Origin of the sequence: Dyella japonica DSM 16301 (assembly GCF_001010355.1) — a bacterium.
Taxonomy (GTDB): domain Bacteria; phylum Pseudomonadota; class Gammaproteobacteria; order Xanthomonadales; family Rhodanobacteraceae; genus Dyella; species Dyella japonica.
The window spans coordinates 122,210-139,934 of the sequence record NZ_JPLA01000030.1; the positions used below are offsets into that span (position 1 = coordinate 122,210).

Annotated in this window: 15 protein-coding genes and 1 other RNA gene; 15 read left to right on the forward strand and 1 reads right to left on the reverse strand. The window is 66.5% G+C overall.

What is annotated here, in order from left to right; all coding sequences use genetic code 11:
* Positions 1-15: 15 nt before the first annotated feature.
* On the reverse strand, positions 16-1,869 hold the full coding sequence (locus Y882_RS12340; RefSeq protein ID WP_046972221.1) for a penicillin-binding protein activator: 1,854 nt from the start codon (positions 1,867-1,869) through the stop codon (positions 16-18).
* 93 nt (positions 1,870-1,962) lie between these two features.
* On the opposite strand from Y882_RS12340, the gene rsmI reads away from it, so the two are divergent.
* The 15 genes from rsmI (at position 1,963) to ftsA (ending at position 17,694) form a co-directional block, all read left to right on the forward strand.
* Positions 1,963-2,790, forward strand: a complete 828-nt coding sequence (rsmI, locus tag Y882_RS12345; RefSeq protein ID WP_046972222.1) for a 16S rRNA (cytidine(1402)-2'-O)-methyltransferase — start codon at positions 1,963-1,965, stop codon at positions 2,788-2,790.
* Between the two features lie 154 nt (positions 2,791-2,944).
* Positions 2,945-3,311: RNase P RNA component class A (rnpB, locus tag Y882_RS18950), an RNA gene on the forward strand.
* A gap of 312 nt (positions 3,312-3,623) precedes the next feature.
* Positions 3,624-4,070 (forward strand): division/cell wall cluster transcriptional repressor MraZ, encoded by a 447-nt coding sequence (gene mraZ / locus Y882_RS12350; protein WP_046972286.1) that lies wholly within the window; start codon positions 3,624-3,626, stop codon positions 4,068-4,070.
* Positions 4,071-4,126: 56 nt separating this feature from the next.
* Complete coding sequence (gene rsmH / locus Y882_RS12355) at positions 4,127-5,050, forward strand: 16S rRNA (cytosine(1402)-N(4))-methyltransferase RsmH (RefSeq protein WP_046972223.1); 924 nt, start codon at positions 4,127-4,129, stop codon at positions 5,048-5,050.
* Positions 5,051-5,055: 5 nt separating this feature from the next.
* Positions 5,056-5,319, forward strand: coding sequence for a cell division protein FtsL (ftsL, locus tag Y882_RS12360; RefSeq protein ID WP_169748746.1), 264 nt, complete (start codon positions 5,056-5,058; stop codon positions 5,317-5,319).
* Positions 5,316-7,127 (forward strand): peptidoglycan D,D-transpeptidase FtsI family protein, encoded by a 1,812-nt coding sequence (locus Y882_RS12365; RefSeq protein ID WP_046972225.1) that lies wholly within the window; start codon positions 5,316-5,318, stop codon positions 7,125-7,127. Before ftsL ends, Y882_RS12365 begins: the two co-directional genes overlap by 4 nt.
* Entirely contained in the window at positions 7,124-8,596 is a 1,473-nt protein-coding gene (locus Y882_RS12370) for a UDP-N-acetylmuramoyl-L-alanyl-D-glutamate--2,6-diaminopimelate ligase (RefSeq protein WP_046972226.1), read from the forward strand. Before Y882_RS12365 ends, Y882_RS12370 begins: the two co-directional genes overlap by 4 nt.
* On the forward strand, positions 8,593-9,963 hold the full coding sequence (locus Y882_RS12375) for a UDP-N-acetylmuramoyl-tripeptide--D-alanyl-D-alanine ligase (protein ID WP_046972227.1): 1,371 nt from the start codon (positions 8,593-8,595) through the stop codon (positions 9,961-9,963). Before Y882_RS12370 ends, Y882_RS12375 begins: the two co-directional genes overlap by 4 nt.
* Positions 9,953-11,053: a phospho-N-acetylmuramoyl-pentapeptide-transferase gene (gene mraY / locus Y882_RS12380; RefSeq protein WP_046972228.1), complete on the forward strand. Its 1,101-nt coding sequence runs from the start codon at positions 9,953-9,955 to the stop codon at positions 11,051-11,053. Before Y882_RS12375 ends, mraY begins: the two co-directional genes overlap by 11 nt.
* Position 11,054: 1 nt before the next feature.
* Positions 11,055-12,293: a putative lipid II flippase FtsW gene (ftsW, locus tag Y882_RS12385; protein ID WP_046972229.1), complete on the forward strand. Its 1,239-nt coding sequence runs from the start codon at positions 11,055-11,057 to the stop codon at positions 12,291-12,293.
* A complete protein-coding gene (gene murG / locus Y882_RS12390; RefSeq protein ID WP_046972230.1) occupies positions 12,290-13,363 on the forward strand; it encodes an undecaprenyldiphospho-muramoylpentapeptide beta-N-acetylglucosaminyltransferase in 1,074 nt (357 codons plus the stop codon). The genes ftsW and murG overlap by 4 nt, the downstream gene beginning before the upstream one ends.
* Positions 13,360-14,799: a UDP-N-acetylmuramate--L-alanine ligase gene (gene murC, locus Y882_RS12395; protein WP_046972231.1), complete on the forward strand. Its 1,440-nt coding sequence runs from the start codon at positions 13,360-13,362 to the stop codon at positions 14,797-14,799. Before murG ends, murC begins: the two co-directional genes overlap by 4 nt.
* Entirely contained in the window at positions 14,796-15,731 is a 936-nt protein-coding gene (locus Y882_RS12400) for a D-alanine--D-alanine ligase (protein WP_046972232.1), read from the forward strand. Before murC ends, Y882_RS12400 begins: the two co-directional genes overlap by 4 nt.
* On the forward strand, positions 15,728-16,465 hold the full coding sequence (locus tag Y882_RS12405; protein ID WP_046972233.1) for a cell division protein FtsQ/DivIB: 738 nt from the start codon (positions 15,728-15,730) through the stop codon (positions 16,463-16,465). The genes Y882_RS12400 and Y882_RS12405 overlap by 4 nt, the downstream gene beginning before the upstream one ends.
* Entirely contained in the window at positions 16,462-17,694 is a 1,233-nt protein-coding gene (ftsA, locus tag Y882_RS12410; RefSeq protein ID WP_046972234.1) for a cell division protein FtsA, read from the forward strand. The genes Y882_RS12405 and ftsA overlap by 4 nt, the downstream gene beginning before the upstream one ends.
* Positions 17,695-17,725: the final 31 nt, after the last annotated feature.

Consider the following 17,725-nt stretch of genomic DNA (forward strand, 5'->3'; position numbering starts at 1 on the left):
CAGCGAGGGCGCGCTTCAGTGGGTGGTGGACTGCTCGGGCTGGAGCTGCGGCGAGGAGCCGGCGTCGGTCGGCGGCGCCATGGCCGGTGCGCTATCCATCTGCAGGCTGCCATTGAGCGGGCGGGCGAGGCCATCCTGGAACCTGGCCCATACCAGCACGCGGCGGACGCGGCCGAACTGGTCGGAGGTCAGCTGTCCGCTGGCGCCTGGGAGATAGCTGCCAGGATGCGCGCGCAGCCAGTCGACGTAGGGCGCGAGATTCCACGCATCCATGCCGAAAGCGAACAGGCGCGCTGACGTGCCGCGTGCGGCGGGCAGCTGGCCGGCGATATCACCGTGATTGGGCAGGCCCGGTTGCACATCGAACAGCCACGGCGAATCGCAGAACTCGACGCCTTCGAGATCACGGTTGGCGCTTGCGTCATCGACGCCGGCATAGATGTGCGAGGTGCCGTCCACCTGCAGATTGATCTTGGCCAGCTTGAGCTGCGGCAGCAGCAGGCGCGCCTGTTGCGGACGCATGCTGATGAAGATCCCGGTGTCCTTGTTGGCGCTGGCGTCGCCGCTGTCGGTCGGCATGCCCAGGCCCGAAATGGTCGAGGCGAAGTTGACGCCGCTGCCGGGCAGGCTGCCCACGCCGGCGACCTTGCCCCCGCGCGCTTCGAGTTCCGCCTTGAACGCCTTGGACGCGCGCTGCGCGAAGTCGTCATTGCTCACGATGACGAAGGCATTGACGATGCCATTGTCCGCCATGTGGTCGGCGGCCTGGGCGCCTTCGGTTTCGGGCAGCAGGCCGAACTCGCTCACGCCGCTGGCCGGCAGGCTCTTGTCGTCAGGGTGATTGAGCGCAAGCAACGGCACCGGCAGCTGCGGCAGGCCGAACAACGCGGAGACTTCGCCGCGCGTCAGCGGCCCGATGATCAGCTGCGCGCCATCGTCCACCGCTTGCTGATACGCCTTGATGGCGCCGGCCGAGGTGCCGGCACTGTCATAGACCTTCACCGGCGGGCGCGGCATATGGTTGTGCGCGGAATCGGCATAGGCGGCAAAGAAGCCTTCGCGGATCGCGGTGCCGGCGGCAGCGAGATTGCCGCTGGTGGGCAGCAGCAACGCGACGTGCGCCGGCATCTTGAAGCCTTCACGCACATTGGCGCCTTCGCCCGGCATCAGCGTGCCTACTTCCTGTTCCAGCGCGGGCGCCGGATGCGCCACGGCGACGCCGAGTTGGGTAAGGGCTTCGTTGACCCACGGCAGCATGCGGTCGCCGGGCTGCATGGCCGCGGCGCGCTGCTTCAGGGGATCGACGCCGAGCTGGGTGAGCAGGGCGACGACCTGCTTGCGGTTCTGCGCCTGGTCGAGGCCGTTCAATTGGCCGTCCATTTCCACGCGCGTGCGGGCCGCGCCCCAGAGGTCGCCGGTCTGCTGCATGGCCTGCGAGCGCAGCTCAAGCAGGCGCAGCTGCAGTGCCTGCGGCACACTGATATTGGGTTGGGTGGTCAGTTGCAGTGCGCGCGGCGCGTTGTGCTGCTTCAGCGCCATTTCCGCCTGCAACAGATCCAGTCGCGAGGGCTCGTCGCCCGTGAGTCGCTGGCGGCGGATGCCGTCGAGCAGCGGCGCGGCGCGATCGAGCTGGCCTTCCTGTCGGTAGGCTTCGGCGGCGAGCAATTGATAGTGGTCGCGGTTGCTGCCGGTCTGGGCGAGTGCCAGATAGGCCTGGGCGGCTTCGTCGAACTTGCCTTGCTGCACCAGCGTGTCGGCTTGCTGGCTGGCAGCGATCTCGGCTGGCGATTTTTGCGCGGCCGGCGGCACGCAGCCGCTCAGTGCCAGTGAAATCAGCAGGGCAACGCCTGCGGCGCGGGTCAAGCGCATGGCCAAATCCCTTCGAGCTTTTTGACGACATGGTCGGCGGATGGGCGATGATAGCCCATTGGGTTGCCGCCCCGATGCATAGGAAACAGCAAGATGTCACAGATTCAGCCAGGTCTGCTATGGGTGGTCGCCACGCCGATTGGTCATCGCGATGACTTTTCCGCGCGCGCCATCGAGACGCTGCGATCGGTGGCGGTGATTGCGGCCGAGGACACCCGCCACAGCCGCCCCTTGCTGATGCACTACAACATCGGCACGCCGCTGGTGGCGCTGCATGAACACAATGAGCGCGAGGTGGTGGATGCCATCGTGCGTCGACTGCAGGGTGGCGAATCGGTGGCGCTGATCTCCGATGCGGGCACGCCGCTGATCAGCGATCCGGGTTTTCGCCTGGTGCGTGCGGCGCGCGCAGCGGGCATCCGCTGTGCACCGGTACCCGGTGCCTGCGCGGCCATCGCCGGGCTTTCGGTAGCGGGGCTGCCCAGCGATCGTTTCGTGTTCGAGGGTTTTCTGCCGCCCAAGGCCGCGGCGCGCCGCACGCGTTTGCAGGAACTTGCGGGCGATAGCCGCACGCTTATTTTCTATGAGTCGTCGCATCGCGTGGCCGAGAGCCTGGCCGACATGCGCGACGTCTTTGGTGAGGCGCGGGAAGGCGTGCTCGCGCGCGAGCTGACCAAGCTGTTCGAGACCGTGATTGGCGAACCCTTGGGCGAGCTGGCCGCGCGCGTGGCCAGCGATCCGAATCAGCAGCGCGGCGAAATCGTGATACTGGTGGCGGGGCGCGGCGAAGAGACCAACGAGCGCGAAGCGGAGGGTCGACGCGTGTTCGCCATCCTGCGCGAAGAGCTGCCGCCGGCAAAAGCCGCCAAGCTGGCCGCCGCGATCACCGGCGCGCCGCGCAAGCTGCTCTACGAAGGCTAACCTCTATTTGTAGGAGCGCACCCTGTGCGCGAACCGCGTAGCGTGATTCTGGCCGCCATGCGCTGCGCGGTTCGCGCACAGGGTGCGCTCCTACAAGAGGCACGCCATCGTTTCTCAGACGCACTGAGCGCCATCTTCCTCTAGAATCGCCAACGGAGTCGGCCGGACAGTCGCGTCGCGCGCAAGCGCATCGAGGAAAGTCCGGGCTCCATAGGGCAGAGTGCCAGGTAACTCCTGGGCAGCGTGAGCTGACGGCCAGTGCAACAGAGAGCAGACCGCCGAACGGCATCTTCGGATGTGCGTGGTAAGGGTGAAAGGGTGCGGTAAGAGCGCACCGCACGCGGGGCTAACGTCGCGTGGCACGGTAAACCCCACTCGGAGCAAGACCAAATAGGGGAACGATAACGCGGCCCGCGTTGTTCCCGGGTAGGTTGCTGGAGCCTGGCGGTGACGCCAGGCCGAGAGGAATGACTGTCGCGCCGCAAGGCGTACAGAACCCGGCTTACAGGCCGACTCCACCTCCTTCACGACCGGTCGTCACCCCTCTCGCCGTCATCGGCGGGGTGGTGGCGGCCGTGCGGCAGGGCCATGAACGGCGATTCATTTCCGATCGCCTCAAAGGCCTCGTCGAGCGTGACGGATGGCATGGTTGAAAAGTAAAAAAACCTAACCTTTCAAACACCTTCGAGTGTTTCCTCAGAAAGGGCTGGAATTACTGCCAGATCATTGCCTTTCTCATTGATTCACAAGAAAAATTTCCTTGACAGTCTCAGGGGGCGAGACTATCGTGGGTTCCTGTGTGAAATCGTGGGAATTCGTGGAGTCTATTGGCCGTGTTCCAGGGCGAAACCGCCATCACTGTTGACGACAAAGGCCGGCTGGCCATACCGACCGCGTATCGCGAGTTGGTGGCCGACGCCTGCGCCAATCGTCTGGTGATCACCTACAACCCCTTCGAGTCGGGCTGCCTGTGGCTGTTCCCCTACGCGGAGTGGGAAAAGGTGCGCGACCAGGTCAACGCGCTTCCCAAGGTCAAGGCTGCTCATCGCGACATGCAGATGAAGCTGGTCGGTGCCGCGGCGGTAGTCGAGCCCGATTCGGCTGTACGCATCCTGCTGCCGGCAAGCCAGCGGGCGACCACGGGCATCGAGAAGAAAGCGGTTCTGCTGGGCATGGGCAACAAGTTCGAGCTTTGGAGCGAGCAGGCTCACCTGGCCAAGATCCGCCAGACCATCGGCGAAGACGAGATCACCAACGAGATGGCGGAGCTGCAGCTGTAACCGGCGACGGTGGCAGCGCGGCGGATGGAACGGGACGGGAGCGGGAGTGCGGCGGCATGGCCGAGCAGTTAGTGCACATCCCGGTGATGCTGGGTGAAGCAGTGGAGGGACTCGCCGTGCAGGCTGGCGGGCGTTATCTCGATGGCACCTTCGGACGCGGCGGTCACGCTCGCGCGGTGCTGTCACGCCTGGGCCCCGACGGTCGGTTGCTGCTGATGGATCGCGATCCGCAGGCCATTGCCACCGCCCAGGCCGAATTTGCCAGCGATCCGCGCGTGTCGATTCGCCACGCCAATTTTTCCAGCATGGCCGAGTGGGACCAGACCGCCGGAGGCCTGGACGGCATCCTGCTGGACCTGGGCGTGTCTTCGCCCCAGCTCGATGAAGCCGCCCGCGGCTTCAGCTTCATGGCCGACGCGCCGCTGGACATGCGCATGGACACCACGCAGGGCGAAAGCGCTGCGGACTTCCTGGCGCATGCCTCTGAGAAAGAACTCGCCGACGTGCTGTGGAACTACGGCGACGAGCGCTTCAGCCGCAAGATCGCCCGCGCCATCGTCGAAGACCGCGTGGAAAACCCGATCACCCGCACCGGCCAGCTGGCCTCGCTGATCGAGCGCCTGATCGGCCGCCGCGAGCCGGGCAAGCATCCGGCCACGCGCAGCTTCCAGGCGCTGCGCATCCATGTGAACGGCGAGCTGGACGCGCTGGAGCATGGCCTCAAGGCGGCGCTCGAGCTGCTCAAGGTTGGCGGCCGCCTGTCCATCATCAGCTTCCACTCGCTGGAAGACCGCGCGGTGAAGCTGTTCATCCGCGACCACTCCGGTCGCGTGCAGGGCAGCCGCCGTGGTCCGCCGGTGGCCGCCGCGCCCGCTCGTCTGGCGGCGGTGGGCAAGGCCCAGTTCCCTTCCGATGCGGAGCTGTCCGTCAATCCGCGCGCCCGTTCGGCGGTGCTGCGCGTGGCGGAGAAACTCGCATGAAGGTATTGGGCGGCCTCTTCATGTTCATCCTCCTGGCGGCGGTGCTTTCCAGCGCCATCGCGGTGGTGTGGACGCGTCACGAGAGCCGCGTGTTGTTTGTCGAGCTGACCCGCCTTCAGAACCAGCGCGACGACCTCAACATCGAATACGGCAAACTGGAACTGGAGCAGGCCACCTGGGCCGAGCCGCGTCGCGTCGACGACGAAGCGCGCCAGGCGCTGGGCATGCTCAATCCCAAGCCGCAAGACATTCAGCTGGTGCGCCGATGAAGCCGCGCCAGCGCACCTCCTCGTCCTCCCGCCGCAACGGCGTGGCGCCCAGCGCCCGCCGCCGCATGCTGGTGGTGAGCTGTGTGCTGGCGGCAGCGTCGCTGGGATTGGTGGCGCGCGCGTTCGACATGCAGGTGGTGCGCAAGGACTTCTATCAGAACCAGGCCGACGCCCGTATCCTGCGCGAAGTGCCCATCGCGGTATCGCGCGGCACCATTTTCGATCGCAACGGCGAGCCGCTCGCGGTCTCCACGCCGGTGGTATCGATCTGGGCCAACCCGGCCGAAGTGCTCGACAACGAAGACAAGCTGCCGGCGCTGGCCAAGGCCATCGGCATGGATCCGGACGCGCTCAAGCAGTATCTGGCGCAGCGCTCCGAGCGCGAGTTCGTCTATCTGAAGCGCCAGATGTCGCCCGATGCCGCACAGGTGGTGCTCGATCTGGCGGTGCCGGGCGTGGACGGGCGGCGCGAGTTCCGCCGCTTTTATCCCTCCGGCCCGGTGACCGCGCACGTGCTCGGCTTCACCAATATCGACGATCACGGCCAGGAAGGTCTGGAGCTGGCGTTCGATGACTGGCTGGCCGGCAAGGAAGGCCGCAAGCGCGTCATCCGCGATCGCCAAGGTCACGTGGTGGAGGATCTGGACCTGGTGCGCGCGCCGCAGCCGGGTCGCGACATCACCCTGAGCATCGACCGCCGCATCCAGTTCCTCGCCTATAACGAGCTGAAGAACACCATCGAGCAGTCGGAAGCCGACTCCGGCTCCATGGTGATCATCGACGTGCGCAACGGCGAAGTGCTGGCCATGGTCAACTGGCCCACGTACAACCCGAATGCGCTGCGCGGCAGCAACCCGTCCAGCCGTCGCAATCGCGCGATGACCGACGTGGTGGAACCGGGTTCCACCATCAAGCCGGTCTTGATGGCCGCCGCACTGTCCAGCGGCAAGTACACGCCGACCAGTCCGATGGTCGACACCGGCAACGGTCACTTCTTCTATATCCGCAAGGATATTCGCGACACGCACTCGAACGGCATGCTGTCGCCCACCGGCATCATCGCCAAGTCCAGCAACATCGGCGCCGCCAAAGTCGCGCTGACCCTGGATACGGATCTGATGTACCAGACCTATCGTGCGTTTGGCTTTGGCGCCAGCACCAACAGCGGCTTCCCGGGCGAAGCCTCGGGCTATCTCCGGCCGGGCAAGAGCTGGGGCATGCTGGAAAAGGCCATTCTGGCCTATGGCTACGGGCTCAACGTGACGCCGCTGCAGCTGACCAACGCCTACGCCACCATCGCCGACAACGGCGTGATGCACCTGCCCACCTTCGTGAAGGGCTCGGACAACGAGGCCAAGCAGATCATTGATCAGAAGGTTGCGAACGAATTGGTGCAGATGATGGTGGCGGTGACGCAGCCGGGCGGTACCGGCGCGCCGTATGCCTGGATCGCCAACTATGGCGTGGCCGGCAAGTCCGGCACGGCGCACAAGGCGACCGCAGGCGGCTATTCCGAGAAGAACTACAGTTCCGCCTTTGCAGGCGTCGTGCCCGCGTCCAACCCGCGCCTGGCGGCGGTGGTGATCGTCGACAATCCGCGCAAGGGCAGTTACTACGGCGCGCTGGTGTCCGGCCCCGTGTTCTCCAAAGTCCTCGATGGCGCACTGCGTTTGCTGGACGTGCCGCCGGACAATATTGGTCGCTGGTATGTCGGCGGGCCGCTGCAGGGACAGAACGGCCTGACCGGCAACAAGCCGCCTACGGTCGAAACCGTGGATGACGCACCGGTCGACGAGGCACCGCAATGAGCGCCCGCCTCGATCAGCTGCTGCAAGGCATCGCCGAGACCCCTGGTGTCGGCGATATCGTCGTTTCAGGCCTCACGCTGGATTCGCGCCAGGTGCGTCCAGGCGATGCGTTCTTCGCGCTGCGCGGCACGCGCGAGCACGGCATCTCGTTTGCGCGCGGCGCAGCGGAGCGCGGTGCGCGCGTCGTCCTGGCCGAAGCGCCCGCAGCGCATGTTGAAGGACTGGACGTGCCGGTGCTGTGGGTCGATGGCCTGCACGGCAAGGTGGGCGAGATCGCCTCGCGCTTTTTCGGCCGCCCGTCCGAAGCGCTGCGCGTGATTGGCGTGACCGGCACCAATGGCAAGACTTCCACCGTGCAGCTGCTGGCGCAGGCGCTGGAGTATCTGGGCCATCGCGCCGCCACCATCGGCACGCTGGGCGCGGGCCTGCATGGCCGCCTCAACGAAGGCGAGCGCACCACGCCGGATGCGATCAACGTGCAAGGCCTGCTGGCCTCGTTCCGCGATGACGGCGCGACCCATGTGGCGATGGAAGTGTCTTCGCACGCGCTGGAGCAGGGGCGCGTGGCCGCGGTGGCGTTCGACGTCGCCGCGTTCACCAATCTCACCCGCGACCATCTCGATTACCACGGCAGCATGGAAGCCTATGGCGAAGCCAAGGCCAAGCTGTTCGCGTGGCCCACGTTGCAGGCGGCCGCCATCAATATCGATGACGCGTTTGGCCGCACGCTCGCCCAGCGTCTGCCAGAGGGCGTGCAGGCGCTGCGCCTGAGCGCGGAAAATCACGCCGAGGCCGACGTGTGCGCGCAGAACATCGTCACTTCGGCCGAAGGTCTGGCCTTCGACGTGCAAACGCCGTGGGGCTCCCATGCGGTGCGCAGCCGCCTGCTTGGCCGCTTCAATGTCGCCAACCTGCTCGCGGTGATCGCCTGCCTGGGCGCGCTGGGCGAAGCCTTCGAGCGCATCGTCGAGGCGGTGGCATCGCTGGAGCCGATCAACGGACGCATGAACCGCCTGGGCGGCGTTTCGCAGCTGCCGCTGGTGGTGGTCGATTACGCCCACACGCCCGATGCGCTGGAGCAGGCACTCAGCGCCTTGCGCGCGCACTGCGAAGGCCAGCTGATCTGCGTGTTTGGCTGCGGCGGCGAGCGCGATGCGGGCAAGCGTCCGCAGATGGGCGCCATCGCCGAACGCCTGGCCGACCGCATCATCGTCACCGACGACAACCCGCGCGGCGAAGACGGCGACCTCATCGTGGCGCAGATCGTGGCCGGCCTGCGCAAGCCCGACCTGGCCAAGGTGGAGCGCGATCGCGCGCAGGCGATCCAGCTGGCGCTGTCGTCGGCACAGGCAGGAGACGTGGTGCTGATCGCCGGCAAGGGTCACGAGACTTATCAGGAAGGCGCCCACGGCAAGCGCCCATTTGACGACCTGGCCGTTGCACGCCAGGCGCTGGAGGTGCGCGCATGATGCGTCTGAGCGCCATCGCCCTGTGGGCACGCGGCCACCTTATCGGTGCCGATGTGGACGTCGCGCAGGTCACCATCGATACGCGCAAGGTGCAGGCCGGCGATCTGTTCGTCGCCATCAAGGGTGAGCGCGTCGATGGCCATGACTTCCTGGCCGATGCCATGGCTCGCGGCGCCGCGGCCGCACTGGTGACGCGCAAGGTCGATTCGCCGCTGCCTCAGGTGGTGGTGGACGATACAGCGCTGGCGCTGGGTGACCTCGCCAGCGCGATGCGCGCGCAGAGCAATGTGCGCGTGATCGGCATCACCGGTTCCAATGGCAAGACCACGGTGAAGACGCTTACGGCGTCGATCCTTTCGCGCCACGGCCGCACCCATGTCAACGCCGGCAACTACAACAATGAGCTCGGCTTGCCGCTGACCCTGCTGGCGATGCCGCAGGACACCGAGTACGCCGTGCTCGAGATGGGCGCAGGCAAGCCGGGCGATATCGCTTATCTGGCTGCCATCGCGCGGCCCGATATCAGCCTCGTCAACACCATTGCGCCGGCGCATCTTGAGCGCATGGGCAGCGTGGAAGGCGTGGCCGAAACCAAGGGCGCGCTCTATCAGGCCTTGCCGGTCGACGGCGTGGCGATCATCAATGCCGACGACGCATTCGCCAGCTTCTTCGCCGGGCTGGCCGGGTCGCGTCGCCAGCTGCGCTTCGGTCTGGCCCACAAGGCGGATATCGGCGCGGACATCGTCGACCAGCGCGTGGATGGCTCGCACTTTGTGCTGAGCACGCCGGTGGGCGATGCGGACGTGCACCTGCCGCTGGCCGGCCGCCACAACATCGCCAATGCACTGGCGGCCGCCGCCATTGCGCTGGCGCTCGACGTGCCGCTCGACACCATCGTGGAAGGCCTCGAGCAGGTGCCGGGTGTTGCCGGTCGCCTGCAGCTCGAGCGCATGCCCGCCGGCTGGACGCTGATCGACGACAGCTACAACGCCAACCCCGGTTCGGTCGGCGCCGCCATCGACACGCTGGCGCTGGCCGACGGCGAGCGCTGGCTGGTGCTGGGCGACATGGCGGAGCTCGGCGACAACGCGATGGCGCTGCACGCCGGCATCGGCGAGCGCGCCCGCCAGCAGGGCATCGATCGCATGTTCGCCGTGGGCCCGCTGAGCGCCGCGGCGATCAAGGCGTTCGGTGAACGCGGCGAACACTACGCCGACAAGGCGGCGTTGACCGCCGCACTCAAACAACAACTGCACGGTGGCGTCACCTGCCTCATCAAGGGCTCGCGTTCCGCCGGCATGGATCAAGTCGTAGCCGCACTGCGCGGCAGTAAGGGAAATGGGGAGGGCGCATCCGATGCTGCTTGAACTCGCAGACTGGATGGGTAGGCACTTCACCGCCCTGCATCTGTTCCAGTACATCACGTTTCGCACGATCATGGCCGCGCTCACCGCGCTGTCCATGTCGCTGCTGTTTGGCCCCACGCTGATCCAGAAGCTCGCCGATCTCAAGGCCGGGCAGGTGGTGCGCAAGGATGGCCCGCAGACGCATCTGTCCAAGGCCGGCACGCCGACCATGGGCGGCGTGATGATCCTGCTCGCCGTCACGCTTTCCACGCTGTTGTGGACCGACCTGCACAACCGCTACGTGTGGCTGGTGCTCGCGGTGCTGCTGAGCTTTGGCGTGATCGGTTTCTACGACGACTACAAGAAACTGGTGCTGAAGGACAGCCGTGGCCTGGCCTCGCGCTGGAAGTACTTCTGGCAGTCGGTGTTCGGTCTCGCGGCGGCGCTGTTCCTCTATTACACGGCGCCGCATGGCACCGGCGGTGCTCCGGTCGCCGAAACGGCGCTGTACGTGCCGCTGTTCAAGCAGGTCGCGCTGCCGCTGGGCATCCTGTTCGTGGTGGTCGCCTACTTCATGATCGTGGGCTTCTCCAATGCGGTGAACCTCACCGACGGCCTCGACGGTCTCGCCATCATGCCGACCGTGCTGGTCTCGGGTGCGCTCGGCGTGTTCGCCTATCTGGCAGGCAACCGCGTGTTCTCCGAATACCTGGGCATCCCGTCGATTCCGGGTGCGGGTGAACTGGCGATCTTCTGCGGCGCGCTGTCCGGTGCGGGCCTGGGCTTCCTGTGGTTCAACACCTATCCCGCCCAGGTGTTCATGGGCGACGTCGGCGCGCTCGCCATCGGCGCGGCGCTCGCGGCCATCGCCGTGATCGTGCGTCAGGAAATCGTGCTGCTGGTGATGGGCGGCGTGTTCGTGATGGAAACCGCCTCGGTGATGATCCAGGTGGCCAGCTTCAAGATGACCGGCAAGCGCGTGTTCCGCATGGCGCCGATCCATCACCATTTCGAACTCAAGGGCTGGCCCGAGCCCCGCGTGATCGTGCGCTTCTGGATCATCAGCGTCGTGCTGGTGCTGATCGGCCTCGCCACATTGAAGGTGCGCTGAGATGATCTTCGACGCCACCCAAGCCAAACGACGACAGGGACCCCGCGGCAGCTTCGACATGCTGCTGGTGATCGCGCTCGTCGGTCTGGCCTGCGTGGGCGTCGTGATGGTCACGTCCAGTTCCATCGCGGTGGCGGACAGCCAGCACATTGGCGCGTTCTACTATCTGAAGAAGCATCTGTTGTTCCTGAGTTTGGGCGCGATCGTGGCGACCTTCGCCATGCGCACGGAACTGAAAGTGCTTGAAAAGCACGCGTGGATGATGTTCGGCGGCGCGGTCTTGCTGCTGGTGCTGGTGTTCGTGCCCGGGGTCGGCATGAGGCTCAATGGCGCACACCGCTGGCTCAACTTCCGCATCACCACGTTTCAGCCGGTGGAGGCGGTCAAGCTCATCCTGGTGGTGTACGTCGCCAGCTATCTCGTGCGCCATCGCGAAAGCGTGGAAACCAGCTTCTGGGGGCTGTTCAAGCCGATCATGGTGGCGGGCCTGTTTGTGGTGATGCTGCTGGTGCAGCCGGACTTCGGTTCCGCCACGCTGATGATCGCCGTCACCATCGGCATGATCTGGATGGGCGGCGCCAATCCGGTCTATCTCGGCGGCATGGGCCTGCCGGTGGTCGCACTGCTGTGGTTCGTGGCGAAGTTCGAGCCCTACCGCATGCGTCGCCTGACCTCCTTCGTCGATCCGTGGGCCGATCCGTTCAACGACGGTTTCCAGCTCACGCAGTCGCTGATGGCGATTGGCCGCGGCGAGTGGACGGGTGTGGGCCTGGGGTCCAGCGTCCTCAAGCTGTCCTACCTGCCCGAAGCGCATACCGACTTCATCTTTGCGGTGATCTCCGAAGAATTCGGCCTGGCCGGCATCCTGTTCGTGATGCTGCTGTTTGGTGTTGCCGTGGGGCGTGGCCTGTACCTGGGCGCCAAGGGCATGGAGATCGGCCAGCGTTTCGCCGGCTACGTGGCCTGCGGCATCTCGATGATGATCGGCCTGCAGGCGATGGTGTCCATCGGCGTGAACCTGGGCGCCTTGCCGACCAAGGGCCTCACCTTGCCGCTGATCAGCTACGGCGGTTCGTCCATCGTGCTCACCTGCGCGATGGCGGGCGTGCTGTTGCGTACGACCTATGAAATCAATCGCGCGATCGATGCGCGACAGATGGCGACGCGCATGCCGGCCAACGCCGTGCCCGACGCAAATGCCGCTGCCGCGGCACCCGGGCGCGAGGCGGTGACCGCATGAGCGCGCAGCGTCCCGTGCTGATCATGGCCGGCGGTACCGGTGGCCATATCTTCCCCGGTCTGGCCGTGGCCGACGCGCTGCGTGCGCAGGGCGTGCCCGTAGTCTGGCTGGGCGCCGAAGGCGGCATGGAAACCAAGGTGGTGCCGGCGCACGGCATCGAGCTGGTCACCGTGCCGGTGGGCGGGCTGCGTGGAAAAGGCCTCAAGACGCGCCTGATGGCGCCGCTGATGTTGGCGCGCGCACTGCTTTCGTCCTTGTCCGCCCTGCGCCGGATCAAGCCGCGCAGCGTGCTATCGATGGGTGGCTACGTGGCCGGGCCCGGTGGCGTCGCGGCGCGTCTGACCCATCGCCCGCTGCTGGTGCACGAGCAGAACCGCGTTGCCGGTTTCACCAATCGCAAGCTGGCCGCTCACGCGCAGCGCGTGCTCGCCGGCTTCAGCGATACCTTGCCGAACGCCGAGTGGGTCGGTAACCCGGTGCGCGCTTCCATCGCCAGCCTGCCGTCGCCGCGCGAGCGCATGGCCGGTCGTACGGGCCGCCCGCGTCTGCTGGTGCTCGGTGGCAGCCTTGGCGCACGCGCTCTCAATATCGCGCTGCCACAGGCGCTGGCCTTGATGTCGCCGACGCAGCGCCCTGAAGTGCTGCATCAGTGCGGCAACCGCGGCATCGACGAGGCGCGCGCGGCCTATGCGAAGGTCGGCGTGGAAGCGCAGATCGTGCCCTTCATCGAAGACATGGCCGGCACCTACGCCTGGGCGGATCTCGCCGTATGCCGCGCCGGCGCACTGACTTTGGCCGAGCTCACGGCTGCCGGACTCGGCGCCGTGCTCGTGCCATTCCCTTATGCGGTGGACGACCACCAGACCCGCAATGCGGAGGCACTGGTCGCCGCGCACGCGGCCGAATTGATGCAGGAGAAGGATCTGGACGTACAGCAGTTGGCGCAGCGCCTGGAAGCGTTGCTGGATGATCGTGAGCGCATGATCGCGATGGGTGAGGCCGCACGCACGCTGGCCAAGCCCGATGCCGCGGATGTGATCGCCCGTGCCTGCATGGAGGTGGCCGCATGACGCCGCGTCGCCTGCTCGCGCACGAAGATCTGATGACCACCTTCCGCCGCGTGCACTTCATCGGCATCGGCGGCGTGGGCATGAGCGGCATCGCCGAAGTGCTGCACAACCTCGGCTATGCCGTGTCCGGTTCCGACCGCTCCAACTCGCCGACCGCGCAGCGCCTCTCCAGCCTGGGCATCGTGGTGCACGTGGGTCACGCCGCCGAGCACATCGGCGACGCCGACGTGGTCGTCACCTCCAGCGCCATCAAGGCCGACAATCCGGAACTGCAGGCGGCGCGTGCCGCGCGTATTCCGGTGGTGCCGCGTGCCGAGATGCTGGGCGAGCTGATGCGCTTCCGCCGCGGCATCGCCATTGCCGGCACGCATGGCAAGACCACCACCACCAGTCTCGCCGCCAGCGTGCTGGCCGAAGCGAACTACGACCCGACCTTCGTGATCGGCGGCCAGCTCAACGCAGCTGGCGCGAACGCGCGCCTCGGTACGGGCCAGTACATCGTGGCCGAAGCCGATGAATCGGATGGTTCGTTCCTGATGCTGTCGCCGGTGATCGCTGCGATCACCAATATCGACGCGGATCATCTGGAGAACTACAACAACGACTTCGCGCAGGTGAAGAAGGCCTTCGACGACTTCCTGCATCGCCTGCCGTTCTACGGCCTGGCCGTGCTGTGCGTGGACGATCCGGAAGTGACCGCGCTGGCCAAGTCGACCACGCGTCGCGTGATGACCTACGGCATCGACACCAAGGATGCCGACGTGCGTGCGAGCAACCTCGCGCAGCACGGTTTCGAAATGCATTTCGACCTGTGGCTGCCGGGCCGCAACGAGGCGCTGCACGTCAAGTTGAACCTGCCGGGTCGCCACAACGTGCTCAACGCATTGGCCGCCGCCACCATCGGCTGGCAGCTGGGCGTGGAAGCCGAAGCGATCGCACGTGCGCTGGAAGCTTTCCAGGGCGTGGGCCGCCGTTTCCATCGCCGCGGCGAGATCGCGCTGGACCAGGGCAATGTCCTGCTGGTCGACGACTACGGCCATCACCCGCGCGAACTGGCGGCCGTGTTTGCCGCTGCACGCGGTGGCTGGCCGGATCGTCGCCTGGTGGTCGGCTTCCAGCCGCACCGCTATAGCCGCACGCGCGATCTGCTCGACGACTTTGCCAACGTGCTGGCCGAGGCCGATGTGCTGGTGCTGACCGAAGTCTATGCGGCCGGCGAAGCGCCGATTGCCGGCGCCGATGGCCGCGCCCTCGCGCGCGCCGTGCGCGCACGCGGCAAGGTTGATCCGGTGCTGATCGATCATCCGCGCGATTTCAAGGAAACGCTGCCCGCGCTGCTGCGCGACGGCGATCTGTTGCTGCTGCTTGGCGCCGGCGATATCGGCGCTGCGGCGGTTGAGCTGGCCAACGCCGGCAATCTGAGGACCCACAAGTGAGCAAGACGATTACCGATCCCGCACAGTTTGGCCGCGTCGCCGTCGTCATGGGTGGCAGTTCGGCCGAACGTGAAGTGTCGCTGGACTCCGGCCGCAACGTGCTCGCGGCGCTGCAGGCGCGCGGGGTGGACGCGCATGCCATCGATGGCATTCCGGCGCTGCTCGATGCGGTGCGTGCCGGTCACTTCGCCCGCGTGTTCAATATTCTCCACGGCGGTGGCGGCGAGAACGGCGAGCTGCAGGGCGCGCTGCAGTCGCTGCGCGTGCCGTTCACCGGCTCGGGCGTGCTGGGCTCGGCGCTCTCGCTGGACAAGATCCGCGCCAAGCTGGTGTGGCAGGCGCTCGGTCTGCCCACGCCGAAGTTCAAGGCGTTGCCGCGCGGCGCCGACGTGCACGCTGCCGCACGCGAGATTGGTTTCCCGCTGATCGTGAAGCCGGCGTGGGAAGGTTCCAGCGTGGGCGTCTCGCGCGTGTTCAAGGAAGAAGACCTCGACGAGGCCGTGGCGCTCGCCCAGCGCTATCCCGGCGACATGCTGATGGAAACGCTGATCGAGGGCGGCGAGTACACCGTCGGCGTGCTCGATCGCCAGGTGCTGGCCACCATCAACATCGTGCCCAAGGGCGAGTACTACGACTACAACGCCAAGTACATCGCCGAAGACACGCAGTACATCTGCCCGGGCTTGCGCGGCGACGACGAGCGCGAGATGCAGGAACTGGCGCTGCGCGCATTCGACGCGCTGGCGTGCTCCGGCTGGGGCCGCGTGGACGTGATGCGCGACAAGCAGGGCCGCAACTGGCTGCTGGAAGTGAACACCGCGCCGGGCATGACCTCGCATTCGCTGGTGCCCAAGGCGGCCGCGGTCGCCGGCATCGACTACCAGACGCTGTGCTGGCGTGTGCTGGAAACGAGCTTCCGGGAGGGCGTGTGAGGGGAACCGTCCGCCTCGTTGCCTGGGTTTTGGCCATCGCGCTCGTGGCGCTGCCGATCGTCGGCGTGCTGCGCGGATGGTTTGCGGCCAATCGTTGGCCGGTGACCCAGTTGATGGTGCAAGCCGAGTTCAAGCACGTCACCGAGGACTCGCTCCGTTCGGTGGTGATGCCGCGCCTCGGCAAAGGGTTCTTCGCGCTCGATATCGATGGTGTGCAGAAGTCCGTGTCCGCGCTGCCGTGGGTGGAGTCGGTGGAGGCGCGCAAGCGCTGGCCCGACACGCTGATCCTGCGCATCTACGAACGCCAGCCGTTCGCGCGCTGGAACGAGAAGCAGCTGATCAGCCGCCAGGGCCTGGTGTTCGACGTGCCGGACGTGTCGGCCAACAGCGATCTGCCGGATCTGCGCGGGCCGGATGCGCGCCTGGCCGAAGTGGTGAGCTTCTACGCGGAAACGCAGAAGGCGTTCGCCAACACCAAATTGAAAATCACCGGCGTCTCGCTCACCGAGCGTGGCAGCTGGAGCCTCACCACGAGCAGCGGCGCGCAGATCGTCATCGGCGATCGCGAACAGGCGGGCCGTCGCCTGCGCCGCTTCCTCGATGTCTATCCCCAATTGATGGCGGGCCACTCCGAGGGCTTCGCCTACGCCGATCTTCGATACACCAATGGATTTGCCGTTCGATGGCCGCCCCAGGCGAACACCGTGAACGCTGGAGGCTCACCCCGCACATGAAGACCAAGAACGACAAGCAGCTAGTCGTCGGCCTCGACATCGGCACCTCGAAAGTGGTGGCGATCGTGGGCGAGTACGAGCCTGGCGAACCGATCGAAGTGATCGGCATCGGCACGCATGTGTCGCGCGGCATGAAGCGCGGCTCGGTGGTGGATATCGAATCGACCGTGCACTCCATCCAGCGCGCGGTGGAAGAGGCCGAGCTGATGGCGGGTTGCGATATCCGCTCCGTCTACGCCTCGATTTCCGGCAGCCATCTGGAAACCAAGAACTCGCACGGCACCGCGCCGATCCGCGATCGCGAAGTGACCCCGGGCGACCTGGAGCAGGTGCTGGAAGCCGCCAGCGCGGTGGCGATCCCGGCGGACCGCAAGGTGCTCTACAAGGAGTCGCAGGAATACCGCATCGACGGCCAGGACGGCATCCGCTCGCCGGTCGGCATGAGCGGCGTGCGCCTGGAAGCGAGTGTGCACCTGGTCACCGGCGCCGCCGCGGCGGTGCAGAACATCAGCAAGTGCATCCAGCGCTGCGGTCTCACCGTCGACGAGCTGGTGCCGTCCGCCGTGGCCAGCGCCAAGTCCGTGCTCACCGACGACGAGCGCGAGCTGGGCGTGTGCCTGGTCGACATCGGTGCCGGCACCACCGACATCTCCATCTATACGCAGGGCGCGATCCGCTACACCAAGTCGCTGCCGGTGGGTGGCGACCAGGTGACCAACGACATCGCCTATGGCGTGCATACGCCGACCGCGCATGCCGAAGAGATCAAGATCAAGTACGCCTGCGCGCTGGCGCAGCTGGCCCATGCCGAGGAAACCATCCAGGTGCCGAGCGTGGGCGATCGTCCGCCGCGCCGTCTCGCCCGCCAGTCGCTGGCCCAGTCGGTGCAGGCGCGCTACGAGGAAATCTTCGAGATGGTGCAGGACGAGCTGCGCCGCTCCGGCTACGAAAGCCTGGTGGCGGCCGGCGTGGTGCTCACCGGCGGCGCCTCGCGCATGGAAGGTGCGCTGGAGCTGGCCGAGGAGATCTTCCACAAGATGGTGCGCATCGGTGTGCCGCAGCACGTGAGCGGCCTGGGCGAGGTCGTCGCCAATCCGCTGCATTCCACCGGCGTTGGCCTGCTGTTGCACGGCTCGCGTTCGGGCGGCATGCGCGTGAGCGGCCCCAGCGGCGGCAGCGTGGGCGGCCTGGTCGACAAGTTGCGCGGCTGGATTACCAAGAATTTTTAATGGGCTGGGCATGAAGCCTGGCCTAGGACGA